Here is a 14664-nt window from a genome sequence, read left to right on the forward strand (position 1 = left end):
GCAATCTTACGTCGATCAGCGATCCCGCCGGCCGAGCAGGCGCAGGCGCAGCGCGTTCAGCTTGATGAAGCCGGCCGCGTCGCGCTGGTCATAGGCGCCCTGATCGTCCTCGAACGTCACGACCTTTTCGCTGTAGAGCGAATTGGGCGACCGGCGGCCGATGACATGGACCCCGCCCTTGTACAGCTTGAGGCGGACTTCGCCCGACACCTTGTGCTGGCTGTGGTCGATCGCCGCCTGCAGCATCTCGCGCTCCGGCGAGAACCAGAAGCCGTTATAGACCAGCTCGGCATAGCGCGGGGCCAGTTCGTCCTTCAGGTGCGCGGCACCGCGGTCGAGCGTGATCTGTTCGATCGCCCGGTGCGCGGCGTGCAGGATCGTGCCGCCCGGCGTTTCGTACATGCCGCGCGACTTCATGCCGACGAAGCGGTTCTCGACCAGGTCGAGCCGGCCGATACCGTGCGCACGGCCGAGTTCGTTGAGCTTGGCGAGCAGCGTGGCGGGCGACATGCCCTCACCATCGACCGCGACCGCGTCACCGCGTTCGAACGCGACGGTGATGACCTGCGGCGTATCGGGCGCATCCTCCGGGTTCACCGTGCGCGAGAAGACGTAGTCGGGCACCTCGTCCCACGGATCCTCCAGCACCTTCCCCTCGGACGAGGTGTGCAGCAGGTTCGCGTCGGTCGAGAAGGGCGATTCGCCGCGCTTGTCCTTGGGCACCGGAATCTGGTGCTGTTCGGCGAAGGCGATCAGCGCGCTGCGGCTGGTCAGGTCCCATTCGCGCCACGGCGCGATGACCTTGATGTCGGGCTGCAGCGCATAATAGCCGAGTTCGAAGCGGACCTGGTCGTTGCCCTTGCCGGTCGCGCCATGGCTGACCGCGTCGGCATTGACCGCCTTCGCGATCTCGATCTGGCGCTTGGCGATCAGCGGGCGTGCGATGGAGGTGCCGAGCAGGTACAGCCCTTCATACAGCGCGTTCGACCGCATCATCGGGAACACGAAGTCGCGGACAAATTCCTCGCGCAGGTCGTCGATGAAGATATGCTCGGGCTTGATGCCCATCAGCTCGGCCTTCTTGCGCGCCGGCTCGAGTTCCTCGCCCTGGCCGAGGTCGGCGGTGAAGGTCACGACTTCGCAATTATATTCCTGCTGCAGCCATTTGAGGATGACGCTGGTGTCGAGGCCGCCCGAATAGGCGAGGACGACGCGATTGATGGACTCGGCCATGGGCGGCTCCTTGGGAATGCAGTGGTTCGGCGCGCGGTTAGGCGACGCGGGGCCGCCGCGCAAGGACACGCGCTTGCGCAGGCGCGAATGCGGTGCAATCGTGTCGCACATTTCCCCTTTTCGGAAAGAAACCCGATGTTCCTCGCCGTCCTTGCCCTTGCGCTGCAGACCGCTCCCGCGCCCGCCCCGGCAACCCCGCCCGCGCCGGTGGTCGAACCGGCGGCCGAGGACGAGACCGAGTTTTTCGGCATTTTCGACAAGGACAAGGACGGCACGATCAGCAAGGCCGAGTTCGACGTGATGAGCGCCCAGATCGATGCCGAAGCGGCGAAGCAGGACCCGTCGCAGAAAGGGCAGGCAGCCGCCGGCCTCGCCACCGCCTTCGCGCTGATGGACCAGAACAAGGACGGCCGGATCACGCGGGAAGAGTTTCGCGCGGTGGTGAAGGCGGGGCAGTAACGAAAGTCGACGTCACCTCAGCGCAGGCTGGGTCTCCCCGTTGTGAAACGCGCTCCTCGCCGCGCGAGACCCCAGCCTACGCTGGGGTGACGTTTCTTGGTTGTGTGGGGGGCTGTTCTACTCCGCCGCGAGCAGTCCCGTCGCGCCGCCCAGATCGACCGATACCAGCCGGCTGACCCCGCGTTCGACCATCGTCACGCCGAACAGCCGGTGCATCCGGCTCATCGTCGCGGCATTGTGGGTCACGATCAGGTAGCGGGTGTCGGTATCGGCGGCCATGCGGTCGAGCAGGTCGCAGAAGCGATCGATATTGGCATCGTCCAGCGGCGCGTCGACCTCGTCGAGCACGCAGATTGGCGACGGGTTGGTCAGGAACAGCGCGAAGATCAGCGCGACGGCGGTCAGCGCCTGTTCGCCGCCCGACAGCAGGGTCAGCGATTGCAGCCGCTTGCCCGGCGGCTGGGCGAGGATTTCGAGGCCCGCTTCCAACGGATCGTCCGAATCGACCAGCGCGAGCTGCGCCTGCCCGCCGTCGAACAGCGCGCCGAACAGGCGGCGGAAATGGCCGTCGACCGCGTCGAACGCCGTCAGCAGCCGCGCGCGCCCTTCGCGGTTGAGCGTGCCGATCGATCCGCGCAGCCGCTGTACCGCTTCGGCCAGTTCGGCACGTTCGGCGGTGGTCTCGCCCTGTGCCGCTTCCAGTTCGGCCAGTTCGGTGTCGGCGATCAAATTGACCGGGCCGATCCGGTCGCGGTCGGCGAGCAGCCGGTCGTGCGCGGCACTCTCGTCGGTCGCATCGCCCACCTCCGTGCCGACAAAGCCGATGCGCGGCAGCAGCGGCGGGGGGCATTGGAAGCGTTCGCCCGACAACCGCCCCATTTCCAGCCGGCGCTGTTCCTGCGCGTCGGCCCGCGCGGACGCGCCGGCGCGGCGTTCGCGGGCCGAGGCGAGCGATTCGGCGATGGTACTGCCCGCCCGCTCGGCGGCGCGCAGGCGGGTTTCGGCCGCGGTTTCGAGCGTAGCCGCCTCGGTCGCGGCGCGGCGTAGATCGCCGAGCGCGCCATCGACCTGCGCCAGCTCCGCGGCAAGGGCCGCTGGCCGGTCGCGCAACGCCGCGCGGTCGGCGGCGAGCGTGGCGGCTCGCGCCTCGACCTCGGCAATGCGGTGATCGGCATCGGTAGCGCGCGATCGCCACGCGGACAGTTCGGTCTTCGCCGTCTCCAGCCGTTCGCGGTCGCGCCTGAGGGCGGCGTCGAGCGCGGAACGGGCCGAGCGGGCGTCGGCCATCTGCGTCCGCGCGGTCGCCGCTGCGCCCGCCAGCGCCGCGACGCGGCCGGCGGTCGCGCTGCGATTGGGTAGCTGGCCAAGCGCGGCATCGGCGCGGTCGCTCTCGTCCTGCGCCTCGATCAGGTCGGCGCGGAGGCGTTGCAGACGGGCGGCAACGTCGTCGGCGCGCGCCTGTGCCCGTTCGATCGCGGCGGTGGCGCGATCTTCGGCGCGCAATGCCTCGCGGGCCTGCGCTTCGGCCTGTTCGAGCGTGCGGCGGGCGGCGGCGAGGGTCGTTCGCGCATCGGCGATCGCGGCATCGGCGGCGGCGAGTGCCGCGTCGGCGGTGTCGCGGCGGGTGATCAGTGCCGGGCGTTCCTGCCCCAACGCCCGCAGCCGGTTGGCGCGGGCGAGGCGTTCGGCGGCGGCGGCCCCCGATCCGGCTCGGGCACGCAGGCCGTCCCAGCGGCGCATCGCCCCGTCGAGCGTCACCAGCCGTTGCCCGACCGCCAGCGTCGTGCCCTCGTCGCGTTCCACGACCAGCACCTGCGCCAAACGCCGGGCGAGCGCGGGGGCGGCAACCTGCGCCGATAGTCGCCCGATGCCGTGCGGCACCGGCGGACCATCGGCCCTGTTCCCGGCATCCTCCCAATAGCGGTCGTCCGCCGGATCGGTCCCGGCGTCGAGATCGTCGCCCAGCGCCGCCGCCAATGCCGCTTCGAACCCCGGCTCGACGCGTACCGAATCGATGATCCGCGCCCGCCCGCTTCGCCGGAGCGCGCGTTCGAGCGCGCCGATCTCCCCGTCCAACGCGGCGAGTTCGGCGGCGGCGGTCGCGCGGTCGGCCTGTGCCCGGCCGCGCGCCTCCTGCGCGGATCGTTCGGCGGCATCGGCATGGGCGATGGTGGTGCGGGCGGTGTCGGCGCTGGCCAGTGCTGCCGCGCGACGCTCGACGGCTGCCGTCCGCTCGACGGTCAGCGGTGCGAGCGCCGGCAATGCCCCCTGTTCGGCGAGCGCACGCGCTTCGTCGCGGCGCGCGCGGTCGAGGCGGATGCGCGCTGCGTCCTGTGCGGCGGCGGCGACGCGAGCCTCGGCCAGTTCGGCGGCCTGGGCCGCGACCGCTTCGCCATGGGCGGCATCGGCGGCCATCGCGGCCTCGGTCGCCCGGACCAGCGCCCCGTCCAGTTCGGGGAGGCGTGCCGCCGCATCGGCGATAGCCTGCGTCAGCCGCGCGATCTCGTCGGTCAGCCGCGCCGCTGCATTGGCGGCATCGCCGGCCAGAGCCGCCTCGCGCGCGCGATCCTCGCTCAGCCGCGTGGCCTGCGCCTCCAGATCGGCCAGCCGCCGGGTCGCGGCATGGGCCTGCGCCTGCAACCGTTCGCGGGCATGGCCGGCATCGGCCGCGCGCTGCCGCAGTTCCTGCGCGGTCGCGCGGGCGGCGGCCAAGGCCTGCGTCGCGGCGGTTTGTTCGGCGAGCGACTCCGCCTGCGCGCTGCCGTGGCTGGCGACGAGGGTTTCGGCGGCGTTCGCCTCCGCCCTGGCGGCATCGGCGGCGGTGGCGGCATCGCGCCAGCGGGCATAGATGGCGCGCGCCTCGGCGATGCGGATCGCGTCGGTCAGTTCGCGATAGCGGGCGGCGATCCGCGCCTGCCGCCGGAGGACGGCGGCGCGGGCATCCTGTTCCTGCGCCATTTCGCCCAGCCGGTCGAGATTGGTCTCCGTGGCGCGCAGCTTTCCCTCGGCATCCTTGCGGCGAATATGCAACCCGGAGATGCCGGCGGCGTCCTCCAGCATCGCGCGGCGTTCGGCGGGGCGGGCGGCGATGACCGCGCCGATCCGGTTCTGGCTGACGAGCGCGGGCGAATGCGCGCCGGTCGCGGCATCGGCGAACAGCAGCGACACGTCCTTCGCCCGCACGTCGCGACCGTTGATACGATAGGCGGAGCCGGCACCGCGTTCGATCCGGCGGACGATCTCGACCTCGTCGCCCGCTGCATCCTCGGCAAGAATCGCGACCTCGGCAAAGTCGCGGGGCGGGCGGGTTTCGGTGCCGGCAAAGATGACATCGTCCATGCCGGCGCCGCGCAGCGATTTCACGCTGTTCTCGCCCATGGTCCAGCGCAGCGCTTCGAGCAGGTTCGACTTGCCGCAGCCATTGGGGCCGACCACGCCGGTCAGCCCGCGTTCGATCACCAGATCGGCGGGGTCGACGAAGCTCTTGAATCCGCTCAGCCGCAGTCGTCGGAGCGTCAGCCCCGGCGCGCGTGAAGTGGCCGCGTCGTCACCCGCGGCCATGGGGTCAGGCGCCGGCGCCCTTCAGCGCTGCCTCGATCTGTGGCCAAGTCACCGCATTCTCGACCTTTTCGCCATTGATCAGGAAGGTCGGGGTGCCGGTGACGGTCGCGCCGCCTTCTTCGGTGATCTTCACCACCTGTTGCAGCAGGTTCTGGTCGGCGAGGCACTGGCGCGCCTTCGCCTCGGGCACGCCGCGCTGCTTGACGAAATCGACGAAGCCGGCGGCATCGGCCCAGCCGGTAACCGCCTGCAAGGGCGGGATCGACTGCAACCGCGCCTGTTCGGCCTGCGGGATCGCCTGCATCCGCTCCAGCGTCGCCGCCTGGTCCTGATACATGGCTTCGAGTAGCGGGAAGAAGGTCGCCGTGCCGTTGCAGCGGCCGAGCACCGCCGCCGCCAGATCGGGCGCGCCGTGCACCGCGAAGTCGCGGAATTCGAAGCTCACCTTGCCGGTCGAGACATAGTTGTTGATGAGCGGTTCGTTGCCTTCGCGGGCAAAGGCCCCGCAGGTCGGGCAGGTGCGCGAACCATATTCGACCAGCTTCACCGCCGCGTCGGGGTTACCGATGCGATAGCCGCCCTCCGGCGTGACCGCGACCATGTCGGTCCATTTCTTGCCGGCCGGCGCGGCGACATTGGCGACCGGCGCGGCGGCGCTGCCATTGGTGCCGGTGCCGGAATCACCACCGCCACAGGCCGACAACAGGCCAAGCGCGATCAGGGGGAAGGCGAAACGCATGGGATCTACTCTCTTCTAAGGATCAGGAGGCGGTCAGGAACGGCTTGAGCGTCGCCCAGTCATGGGCTTCGACCTTCTTGCCGTTGACCTCGAAGCTGGGTGTGCCTTCGACGCCGGCCGCCTGCGCCGCTTCGGCAATGGCGATCACCCGCTTCTGTGCGGCTTCGTCGTTCAGGCAGGCGGTGATCTTCGCATCGTCCACGCCCTGTCCCCGCACCAGCGTGCGCAGCCCGGTGGCAGCGGCGAGCTGTTCCAGCCGCTTGCCGATGGTCGGGGTCGGCTGCTGCGCGGGCGGCGTCGCGGCGAATGCCTCGGCCTTGTCGAGCATCGCGCTCTGCTGCGCGAAGATCGCGTCATGCGCCGCCAGGAAGCGGTTCGCCCCGCCACAGCGCGCGAGTAGCGCGGCGGTCAGGTCGAGCGCGTCGCGCGGGAGCGTGCGATATTCGACGCGTACCTTGCCGGAGCGGGTCAGCGCGGTCAGCTCGGGCTTCGCATCGCGGGCGAAGGCGGCGCAGTGCGAACAGGTATAGCTGGCCCATTCGACCAGTTGCACCCGCGCCATCGGATTGCCGACCGCGATGCCGCCGGTCGGCAGCATCGTGACGCTGTTGGTCCAGTTGCGCGCGGTCGCCGCCTTGGCCGGGGCCTGCGCCTTGGCCGGGGGCATCCCGAACAGCGCGAGGATGAACGAACAGAGCAGGATGAGGATACGCATCAGCGGACCTTGCCGAGGATCGGAATGGCGGGGGGCGGCGGGGCGGCGACCGCACCGGCGAGTGCGGCAAGCACCTCGCGCAGCTCGGGATCGGCGATGTCGCGCAGGCTTTCGTGCATTTCGGCCGGGACCGGCGGCGGTTCACGGCGCGGCGGCACCGGGCGGCGCGGGCGGACCTCGCCGTGCCGGAACTGGAGCCGGGCGACCGCCGGATAGCCGAAGAAGCGATTCACCCGCTCGACGATTTCGGGCGCGATATGCTGCATCATCGTGCCATGCGCGCCCGATACGATCAGCGTCAGCGTTCCGTCGGCGCGCTTGCCCGGCGGGAAGCGGATCGATTCGGGGGCGGACACGCGGGCGAAGCGTTCGCCGACGATCTCGCCCCAGCGGCTCACCACCGCCGACTGGACGAAACCGAACTTGCGGAACGCCGCGCCGCCGATATCGGGCAGCAATTCGGCCACGGGCCGCGCACCGCCACGCCGGCGGGGTTCGGGAATCGTCGCATGGGGGCGGGGGCGCGTCGTCATTGTCGGCATCCCATGCCATAGAGCCGACGTGGACGCCAAGCATCTCTCTGTCGCCGAACGGTTGCTCGACTGGTATGATCGCAACCATCGTTCCCTGCCGTGGCGCAGCCCGCCCGGAACGGCAGCGCCCGATCCGTACCGCGTGTGGCTATCGGAGGTGATGCTCCAGCAGACGCAGGTGGCGAGCGTGCGGCCCTATTTCGAGGCGTGGACCGCGCGCTGGCCGTCGTTCGCGGCGCTGGCGGCGGCGGACGATGCCGATGTCATGGCGGCATGGGCGGGGCTGGGCTATTATGCCCGCGCCCGCAACCTGCTGGCCTGCGCGCGGGTCGTCGCGGCGCGGGGCGGGCTGCCCGACACCGAAAGCGATCTGCGCAAGCTGCCGGGGATCGGCGACTATACGGCGGCGGCGATCGCGGCGATCGCCTTTGGCCGGCGGGCGGTGGTGGTCGATGCCAATGTCGAGCGGGTCGTGTCGCGCTTGTTCGCGGTTGCGGAGCCCTTGCCCGGTGCCCGCCCGGCGATCCGCGCGGGCACCGATACGATCACGCCGGACGCCCGCGCGGGCGATTTCGCGCAGGCGATGATGGACCTGGGGTCGATGGTCTGCACCGCCCGCTCGCCGCGCTGCCTGCTCTGCCCCCTGCGCGACGATTGCGCGGCCTATGCGATGGGCACGCCCGACGCCTTTCCGGTCAAGGCTGTGAAGAAGGCGAAGCCGCAGCGATTCGGCACGCTGTTCTGGGCGGAACGGGACGGGCGGGTGCTGCTGGTGCGGCGGCCGGACAAGGGGATGCTGGGCGGTATGCGCGCGCTGCCGACCGGGCCGTGGAGCGATAGCGATCCGGGCGCCGAAGGCGCGCCGTTCGCCGCCGACTGGCGCGCCATCGGTCTGGTCCGCCATGGTTTTACCCATTTCGATCTTGCCTGCACCGTCATGGTGGCGGATGCAGTCGACGACACCGCGCAGGGCGAATGGTGGCCGGTCGCGGACCTTGAAGCCGCCGGCATGCCGACGCTGTTCGCGCGGGCGATAACGGCTGTGGAGGGAATGCGATGAGGGGTGAGAACCGGGTCCGAAATATGCTGGCGCTGACCGGCGCGCTGTTGCTGGTGCAGCCGGCGGTGGCTTGGGCACAGGCCGCTCCGCCGCGCGCGCCCGCCCGCCCGGCGGTCCGTGCACTGCCCGCAACCGACGGGATGGTCCGCAGCTATGTCGCGCAGAAGAAGGCGCCGGGCATGGTGGTGATCGTCGGCGGGCCGGACTGGACCAGCGCGCATGCCGCCGGCCGGGTCGCCACCGACGCCAATGCCGCGTCGGCCAATGTCGATACGCTGTGGCGCGTCTATTCGATGACCAAGCCGATCACCGGCATGGCGGCGATGATGCTGGTCGAGGACGGCAAGCTGAAGCTCGACCAGCCGATCAGCGACTTCATCCCCGGCTTCAAGTCGATGAAGGTGCTGACCGACCCCGACAAGAGCCTCGCCAGCCGGCCGGCGACCACGCCGATCACCGTGCGCCATCTGCTGACCCACACCGCCGGCCTTGGCTACAGCATCGTGACCAAGGGGCCGTTGCTCAAGGAATATGAGCGGTTGGGCATCGTGCCGGCAGCGGTCAACGCGCAGGCCGAGGTCGCGATGGCGCAGGCACGGCCGAAATCGCTGGAGGAATTCGCCAACCGCGTCGCCACCCTGCCGCTGATCGCCGAACCGGGGACGAAGTGGAGCTATTCGATCGGGCTGGACGTACTGGGTCGGGTGATCGAGGTGGCTTCGGGCATGTCGTTCGAGCGGTTCTTGCAGACGCGGATGTTCGGTCCGCTGGGCATGACGTCGACCTATTGGACGGTCCCGGCGGCGCAGAAGGGGCGGTTGGTCACCAACTATGCCTGGGCCGGCGACAATCTGGTGCCGGTCGATCCGGGCGCCACGTCGGTCTGGCTGTCGCCGCCGAGCTTCCCCTATGGCGGAGCGGGTCTCGTCATGTCGGCGGCGGATTACGACCGGTTTCTTCACATGCTCCAGAATGGCGGCACGTTGAACGGCAAGCGGGTGATGAAACCGGCCACGGTGGCGCTGGGCATGTCGAACCTGTTGCCGGCCGGCGTGACCTTTGGCGGGGTCGACGGGGCTACCGGTGGGCAGGCGGGGCCGAAAATGGGCTTTGGCGCGGGCGGTTCGGTGTATCTGGAAACGCTGCCCGGACGGCCGGGCAAGGGCACCTATGGCTGGGGCGGGGCGGCCGGCACGGTCGCGTTCGTCGATCCGGTGCGGCAGGTGCGCGGGACCCTCATGGTCAATTACTTCCCGGCGGACAAATGGCCGCTGCGCGACGATCTGGTGAAGGCATTGGCCAGCGATCTTGCCGGGCCGGTGCGATGATCGGCTTTACCGGCGTGGCGCTGGTCCGTGCCGACAATGAGCGCGACGATCCGGCCGCATTCGCCCGGTGCCTGGCCGATCCGGCGGCGCGGCTGCTGGTGCTGACCGGATTGGAGCCGCCGGTGGCGGAGGACGGGGCGCTGCAGCTGGCTGCGATGGACCCGGCGCGCCGCGATGCGCTGCTGCTCGGCTATCTGGAGGGCGCGCCGCTGTTCGTGGCGGGCGAGGGCGACGGCAGCGCGCCGGCTATGCGGTCGCCCGCGCTGATGGCCGCGCTGGCGGAGATGCCGGCGGCTGACGTCGCGCTCTACGGCATCGCGCGCAGCCTGGTCGACTGGCATTCGCGGCATGGTTTCTGTGCGCGGTGCGGCCATGCGAGCGTCGTCGCGCGTGGCGGTTGGGCGCGGTCGTGTCCGGGATGCGGCGCGCTGCATTTTCCGCGGACCGACCCGGTGGTCATCATGGCGGTCGAGCATGACGACCGCGTGCTGCTGGGTCGCCAGCCGAGCTGGCCGGCAGGACGCTATTCGGCGCTGGCCGGATTCGTCGAGGTCGGGGAATCAATCGAGGAAGCGGTCGCGCGCGAGGTGCTGGAGGAAGCGGGTGTCGCGGTTGCCGGCGTGCGCTATGTCGCCAGCCAGCCCTGGCCGTTTCCGTCGCAGCTGATGATCGCGTGCATCGCGACGGCGGCGGACGATGCACTCCGGATCGATGCGACCGAGCTGGAGGACGCGTTCTGGGCGACGCGGGACGAGGTTCGCGCGGCGCTGGCCGGGGATACGACGCGGTTCATCGCGCCGCCGGGCCATGCGATTGCGCGGAGTCTGTTGATGGCGTGGGTGGTGGGGTGACTTAAGCCCCCTTCACCTCGCCGCCGTTTGCTTCGAGCGCAGGTTCGAGCTTGTCGAGAACCGAAGTCGAGAAGGGGTTGCCCCAAGCAATAGGTTCTCGACGGACGCTTCTCGACAGGCTCGAAGCTGCTCGAACCGAACGGGGTGCGCAGAGGGAAATTCTACCCCCGCTCCCTTGCCCGCCCGTAGCTCCCCAGCAACCGCACCCATTTGCTGTGGAACCGCAGTTCGTCGAGCGCGCGGTCGACATGCGGCTCGCCCGGCCGTCCTTCGATGTCGCAGAAGAACTCCGTCGCGGCGAAGGTGCCGCCGCGCTGGTAGCTTTCCAGCTTCGTCATGTTGACGCCGTTGGTCGCGAAGCCGCCCATCGCCTTGTAGAGCGCGGCGGGTAGGTTCTTCACCTCGAACACCAAAGTCGTCATGCACGGCCCCTCGGGCAGTTCGGGCGGCGCGGCGCGGGCGAGGACGACGAAGCGGGTCGTATTATGGTCGGCATCGGCAATGTCGTCGGCCAGCAGTTGCAGCCCGTACAGCTCGGCTGCCGCCGGGGGGGCGAGTGCCGCCACCGTCGGGTCGCCGATCGCCGCGACCGATGCCGCCGCACCCGCGGTGTCGGGATGCGCTACCGGCTCGATCCCGCGCGCGCTCAGCCAGTGGCGGCATTGGCCCAGCGCCTGTTCGTGGCTCATCGCCTGACGAATGCCCTCGACCGGGCCCAGACCCATCAGCGCATGGCGAATCGGCAGGAAATGTTCGCCGGTGATGACCAGCCCGGATTCGGGCAGCAGGAAATGCATGTCCGCCACGCGCCCATGCAGCGAATTTTCGATCGGGATGATCGCGCAGTCCGCCTGTCCGACACGCACCGCATCGATCGCATCGGCAAAGCCGAAACAGGGCAGCGGCAGGCCGTCGGGAAACGCCTGTGTCAGCGCGACATGCGAATTGGCGCCGGGTGCGCCCTGAAAGGCGACGGTGCGATTCGGGTCGCGCGCGGCGGCTTCGATCATCTGCGCCACCAGCGGGCGCGCGGGTGCGGCGTATTTCTGCATGGGGTGCGGCGATTATCGGTCGCGGGGGCAGGCGGCAACCCTGTCTTGCCAGTATCGGATGCCGCCTCTAAGCATGGCCCCAAACAGAACCACATTTAGGTGAGACGGCTCAGGGCATGGACGACCGGACGAACACCATCGCAGGTTGGGTATTGGCCGGTTGCGCCGCTGCCCTCGGACTTTCCATCGCCAGCGGCATGGTGTTTCACTCCGGTCCGCCGGAAAAGCCGGGCTATCCGGTCGAGGGCGCCGCCGAAGCCGGGGGTGGCGCTGCCGCCGCCGTGCCGATCGCCACGCTGCTCGCCACCGCCGACGTCGCCAAGGGCGCGGAAGTGTTCAAGAAATGCGCCGCCTGCCACACGGTGAACCAGGGCGGGGCCAACGGCATCGGTCCGAACCTGTGGGGCGTGCTGGGCAAGAAGCACGGCCATATTCCGGGATTCGCCTATTCGAGCGCGCTGACCGGTATCCCGGGCAACTGGGACTTCGATTCGATGAATGCGTGGCTGACGTCCCCGCGCAAATATGCGCCGGGCACCAAGATGACCTTTGCGGGTCTGGGCAGCGCCGAGGACCGGGCGAACGTCATCGCCTATCTCAATTCGCAGGGATCGAACCTGCCGCTGCCGGCCGCTCCCGCCGCGGGTGCCGAGGCGGCGCCGGCCGAGGCGGAGGGCAATGTCGCGGAGGGGGCTCCGGCCAACACCGCCGACGTCGTCAACGCCGCGACCCCGGCATCGGGCGCGCCGTCGGTCGATCCGGCCGCGGCGGAACAGGCGGCGAAGAAGGGCCAGTAACGGCCCGGCTTCGGAAAGAAGAATGGGGGTCACGCGGAGGCGCGAAGGGGTTGCGGTTGGTGCCGCCCTCCAGTGTTCCCGCTGGCTCGAATAGAAGAAGAAATTGGTTCGCGCAGAGGCGCAGAGAGGTTGCGTTTGCTGCCACCTTGCGCTCGATCGGTAGACCGTCGCGCCCGCTTCGGCTTAAGATGAGGCCGCTGGCGCGGATGAGGACGCGGCAAACGCAACCTCTCTGCGCCTCTGCGCCTCTGCGCGAAATCTAATCTTCTTCTTCGCGTCTCCGCGCCTCCGCGTGAAAACCACCTGCTACTCGCTTACGCCATTACGTGGACCAACCGTCCGGCCACACTCAGACCGACACCGGTTCCAGCCCGAGCAACCGCGCCACCTCGTCGAAGCCATGCGCGATCTCGGTCACGCCGAGCGCGCGCAGGCGGTCGTCATGGCCGACGCCGCAATGGGACCCGGCGCACAGCCCGATCACGCGGGCGCCGGATGCAACGGCGCCGGTGACACCGACCGGCGAATCCTCGAGGATCGCGCAGTCCTCGATCGCGACGCCGAGCTGCTTCGCCCCGTACCGATAGAGGTCGGGCGCGGGCTTGCCGTTCGCGACATGCTCCTTGCCGCTGTAGATATGGTCGCCGAACGCGTCGCGGATGCCGAGATGGTCCAGATGCGTCGCGATCCATTGGGTCGTGCTGGACGACACGATCGCGCGCGGCAGGTCGGCGGGGAGCGACCGGACGAAGGCGACCGCCCCGGCCACCGCCTCGACCCCCTCTGCCAGCACGCGGGCATCCTCGATGGCGCGCGCGTCCCAGAAGCCGTCGGGCACCGGGCCGCCGACCCATTTCTCGATCGCCTGGGTGAAGTGGTCGCCCGACAGGCCCATGAAATTGGCCATGGAATCGGCGGCGCTGGTCGGATGGCCCGCCTGGGTCAGGAAGTCAGCGATCTGGCGGTTGCCGGCAAATTCGCTTTCCAGCAGCACGCCGTCAAAGTCGAACAACAGGGCTTTCGGACGGGTCATCATCGTTCCTTTACTGGCCCCGCGCGCCGAACAGGGCGGAGCCGATGCGGACATGGGTCGCGCCGAGCGTCACGGCGGTTTCGAAATCGTCGGACATGCCCATGCTGAGGCCGGTGAGGCCATGGTCGCGGGCGAGCTTGGCGGTCAGCGCGAAATAGGGCGCGGCGTCGAGGCCGGCGGGCGGCACGCACATGAGCCCGGCGACGGGAAGCCCGGCGGCCTTCGCCTCGGCCAGCAGCGCGGGCAGGTCCGACAGCGCGCAGCCGCCCTTTTGCGGTTCGTCACCGATATCGACCTGGAGGAAACAGGCGGGCGCGCGGCCGGTCTTGTCGATCGCCTTGGCCAGCGCGGCGACCAGCGAGGGGCGGTCGACCGAATGGATCGCGTCGAACAGGCGGACGGCATCCTCGGCCTTGTTCGACTGGAGCTGACCGACCAGATGCAGTTCGATGCCGGGCGTAAGCTCCTGCAATGCCGGCCATTTGCCTTGCGCTTCCTGTACCCGGTTTTCGCCGAACACGCGCTGTCCGGCGTCGATCAGCGGCTGGATCGCGGCGGCGTCATGGGTCTTGCTGACGGCGATCAGCGTCGTCGCGCCGCGGGGGCGGCGGGCGATCGATTCGGCATGGGCGATCCGGTCGCGAACGAGGCCGAGCGGGGTGTCGGTTTTGGTCATCGCGCGCGCTATAGAGGCCGCCATGCGCCGCCGCCACCCTTTGCCGACCCGCTGGCTGATGACCGATGAACGGTTGGGCGAGGCATTGCCGGCGATGGTGGCGAAGTTGCCGCGGGGGAGTGGTGTCGTGTTCCGGCATTATGCCACACCCGAAGGGGAACGGCGGCGGAAGTTTACACAGGTGCGGCGGATCGCGCGGGCGCGGGGGCTGGTGCTGCTGGTGGCGGGGCCGCCGCTGCGGGGTGGCGATGGGGTGCACGGAAGAAAGGCGTGCAAGACCAAGGGGTTGGCGACGCGGCCGGTGCATTCGATGCGTGAACGCATCGCCGCCGAGCGGGCGGGGGTCGATGGCATCTTCGTTTCGCCCGTCTTTCCCACCCGGTCGCATCCCGGTGCGCGGGCGCTGGGGCGGGTGCGGTTCCAGCGGCTGATCGTGGGTGCGCGCGTGCCGGTCATCGCGCTGGGCGGGATGACGGCGGCACGGGCGCGGACGCTGAAGGGGATTGCCGGCTGGGCGGCGATCGATGCCTGGGGGTCGTTGCCCCCGGCTTGATCCGGGGGGGGGGCGAAGAAGAAGCGGGACCCCGGGTCGAGCCCGGGGTGACGATGGGAGGGAGATAGGTCGCG

The 14664-nt window shown here is 69.8% G+C and carries 14 protein-coding genes; 6 read left to right on the plus strand and 8 right to left on the minus strand.

The window, feature by feature from the left end:
* Positions 1-15 precede the first annotated feature (15 nt).
* Complete coding sequence (locus PPZ50_RS02990; protein WP_066689996.1) at positions 16-1233, minus strand: argininosuccinate synthase; 1218 nt, start codon at positions 1231-1233, stop codon at positions 16-18.
* A 135-nt stretch (positions 1234-1368) separates the two neighbouring features.
* Here PPZ50_RS02990 and PPZ50_RS02995 point away from each other — a divergent pair, with 135 nt between their 5' ends.
* A complete protein-coding gene (locus PPZ50_RS02995) occupies positions 1369-1692 on the plus strand; it encodes an EF-hand domain-containing protein (protein ID WP_066689934.1) in 324 nt (107 codons plus the stop codon).
* Positions 1693-1809: 117 nt separating this feature from the next.
* On the opposite strand, the gene PPZ50_RS03000 is transcribed toward PPZ50_RS02995, so the two are convergent.
* Genes PPZ50_RS03000 through PPZ50_RS03015 form a run of 4 tightly spaced genes read right to left on the minus strand, consistent with a single transcriptional unit; the run spans position 1810 to position 7249 of the window.
* Entirely contained in the window at positions 1810-5211 is a 3402-nt protein-coding gene (locus PPZ50_RS03000) for a chromosome segregation SMC family protein (protein ID WP_126014254.1), read from the minus strand.
* A gap of 46 nt (positions 5212-5257) precedes the next feature.
* Positions 5258-5992, minus strand: coding sequence for a thioredoxin domain-containing protein (locus tag PPZ50_RS03005; RefSeq protein WP_066689935.1), 735 nt, complete (start codon positions 5990-5992; stop codon positions 5258-5260).
* Between the two features lie 22 nt (positions 5993-6014).
* Positions 6015-6707 (minus strand): DsbA family protein, encoded by a 693-nt coding sequence (locus tag PPZ50_RS03010; protein WP_066689936.1) that lies wholly within the window; start codon positions 6705-6707, stop codon positions 6015-6017.
* Positions 6707-7249 carry a DUF721 domain-containing protein gene (locus tag PPZ50_RS03015; RefSeq protein ID WP_066689938.1) on the minus strand — a complete coding sequence of 181 codons (543 nt, stop codon included), beginning with the start codon at positions 7247-7249 and terminating at the stop codon, positions 6707-6709. Before PPZ50_RS03015 ends, PPZ50_RS03010 begins: the two co-directional genes overlap by 1 nt.
* 19 nt (positions 7250-7268) lie before the next feature.
* Between PPZ50_RS03015 and PPZ50_RS03020 the strand changes: the two genes are divergently transcribed.
* Genes PPZ50_RS03020 through nudC form a run of 3 tightly spaced genes read left to right on the plus strand, consistent with a single transcriptional unit; the run spans position 7269 to position 10479 of the window.
* A complete protein-coding gene (locus tag PPZ50_RS03020; protein ID WP_232307938.1) occupies positions 7269-8300 on the plus strand; it encodes an A/G-specific adenine glycosylase in 1032 nt (343 codons plus the stop codon).
* Positions 8301-8323: 23 nt separating this feature from the next.
* Positions 8324-9628, plus strand: a complete 1305-nt coding sequence (locus PPZ50_RS03025; RefSeq protein WP_084401524.1) for a serine hydrolase domain-containing protein — start codon at positions 8324-8326, stop codon at positions 9626-9628.
* Positions 9625-10479: an NAD(+) diphosphatase gene (gene nudC / locus PPZ50_RS03030; protein ID WP_066689942.1), complete on the plus strand. Its 855-nt coding sequence runs from the start codon at positions 9625-9627 to the stop codon at positions 10477-10479. The genes PPZ50_RS03025 and nudC overlap by 4 nt, the downstream gene beginning before the upstream one ends.
* A 161-nt stretch (positions 10480-10640) precedes the next feature.
* On the opposite strand, the gene PPZ50_RS03035 is transcribed toward nudC, so the two are convergent.
* Positions 10641-11531, minus strand: coding sequence for a prephenate dehydratase (locus PPZ50_RS03035; RefSeq protein WP_066689944.1), 891 nt, complete (start codon positions 11529-11531; stop codon positions 10641-10643).
* Positions 11532-11647: 116 nt separating this feature from the next.
* Between PPZ50_RS03035 and PPZ50_RS03040 the strand changes: the two genes are divergently transcribed.
* Positions 11648-12328, plus strand: a complete 681-nt coding sequence (locus PPZ50_RS03040; RefSeq protein ID WP_066689946.1) for a c-type cytochrome — start codon at positions 11648-11650, stop codon at positions 12326-12328.
* A 349-nt stretch (positions 12329-12677) separates the two neighbouring features.
* Here the strand turns inward: PPZ50_RS03040 and PPZ50_RS03045 are convergent, their stop codons facing one another.
* Together PPZ50_RS03045 and PPZ50_RS03050 are read right to left on the minus strand one after the other, a co-directional pair.
* On the minus strand, positions 12678-13361 hold the full coding sequence (locus tag PPZ50_RS03045; protein WP_272815703.1) for an HAD family hydrolase: 684 nt from the start codon (positions 13359-13361) through the stop codon (positions 12678-12680).
* Between the two features lie 10 nt (positions 13362-13371).
* Complete coding sequence (locus PPZ50_RS03050; protein WP_066689948.1) at positions 13372-14037, minus strand: YggS family pyridoxal phosphate-dependent enzyme; 666 nt, start codon at positions 14035-14037, stop codon at positions 13372-13374.
* Between the two features lie 22 nt (positions 14038-14059).
* Here PPZ50_RS03050 and PPZ50_RS03055 point away from each other — a divergent pair, with 22 nt between their 5' ends.
* The gene (locus PPZ50_RS03055) at positions 14060-14590 is read left to right on the plus strand and encodes a thiamine phosphate synthase (RefSeq protein WP_066689950.1); all 531 of its coding nucleotides are present in this window, start codon (positions 14060-14062) and stop codon (positions 14588-14590) included.
* Positions 14591-14664: the final 74 nt, after the last annotated feature.

Source organism: Sphingomonas hankookensis (genome assembly GCF_028551275.1).
Classification (GTDB): domain Bacteria; phylum Pseudomonadota; class Alphaproteobacteria; order Sphingomonadales; family Sphingomonadaceae; genus Sphingomonas; species Sphingomonas hankookensis_A.

Coding starts and splice junctions, on each gene's coding strand:
- PPZ50_RS03050 (WP_066689948.1), bottom strand. CDS start 14,037: ATGACCAAAACCGACACCCCGCTCGGCCTCGTTCGCGACCGGATCGCC.
- PPZ50_RS03010 (WP_066689936.1), bottom strand. CDS start 6,707: ATGCGTATCCTCATCCTGCTCTGTTCGTTCATCCTCGCGCTGTTCGGG.
- PPZ50_RS03035 (WP_066689944.1), bottom strand. CDS start 11,531: ATGCAGAAATACGCCGCACCCGCGCGCCCGCTGGTGGCGCAGATGATC.
- PPZ50_RS03025 (WP_084401524.1), top strand. CDS start 8,324: ATGCTGGCGCTGACCGGCGCGCTGTTGCTGGTGCAGCCGGCGGTGGCT.
- PPZ50_RS03040 (WP_066689946.1), top strand. CDS start 11,648: ATGGACGACCGGACGAACACCATCGCAGGTTGGGTATTGGCCGGTTGC.
- nudC (WP_066689942.1), top strand. CDS start 9,625: ATGATCGGCTTTACCGGCGTGGCGCTGGTCCGTGCCGACAATGAGCGC.
- PPZ50_RS03005 (WP_066689935.1), bottom strand. CDS start 5,992: ATGCGTTTCGCCTTCCCCCTGATCGCGCTTGGCCTGTTGTCGGCCTGT.
- PPZ50_RS02995 (WP_066689934.1), top strand. CDS start 1,369: ATGTTCCTCGCCGTCCTTGCCCTTGCGCTGCAGACCGCTCCCGCGCCC.
- PPZ50_RS03015 (WP_066689938.1), bottom strand. CDS start 7,249: ATGCCGACAATGACGACGCGCCCCCGCCCCCATGCGACGATTCCCGAA.
- PPZ50_RS03055 (WP_066689950.1), top strand. CDS start 14,060: ATGCGCCGCCGCCACCCTTTGCCGACCCGCTGGCTGATGACCGATGAA.
- PPZ50_RS02990 (WP_066689996.1), bottom strand. CDS start 1,233: ATGGCCGAGTCCATCAATCGCGTCGTCCTCGCCTATTCGGGCGGCCTC.
- PPZ50_RS03045 (WP_272815703.1), bottom strand. CDS start 13,361: ATGACCCGTCCGAAAGCCCTGTTGTTCGACTTTGACGGCGTGCTGCTG.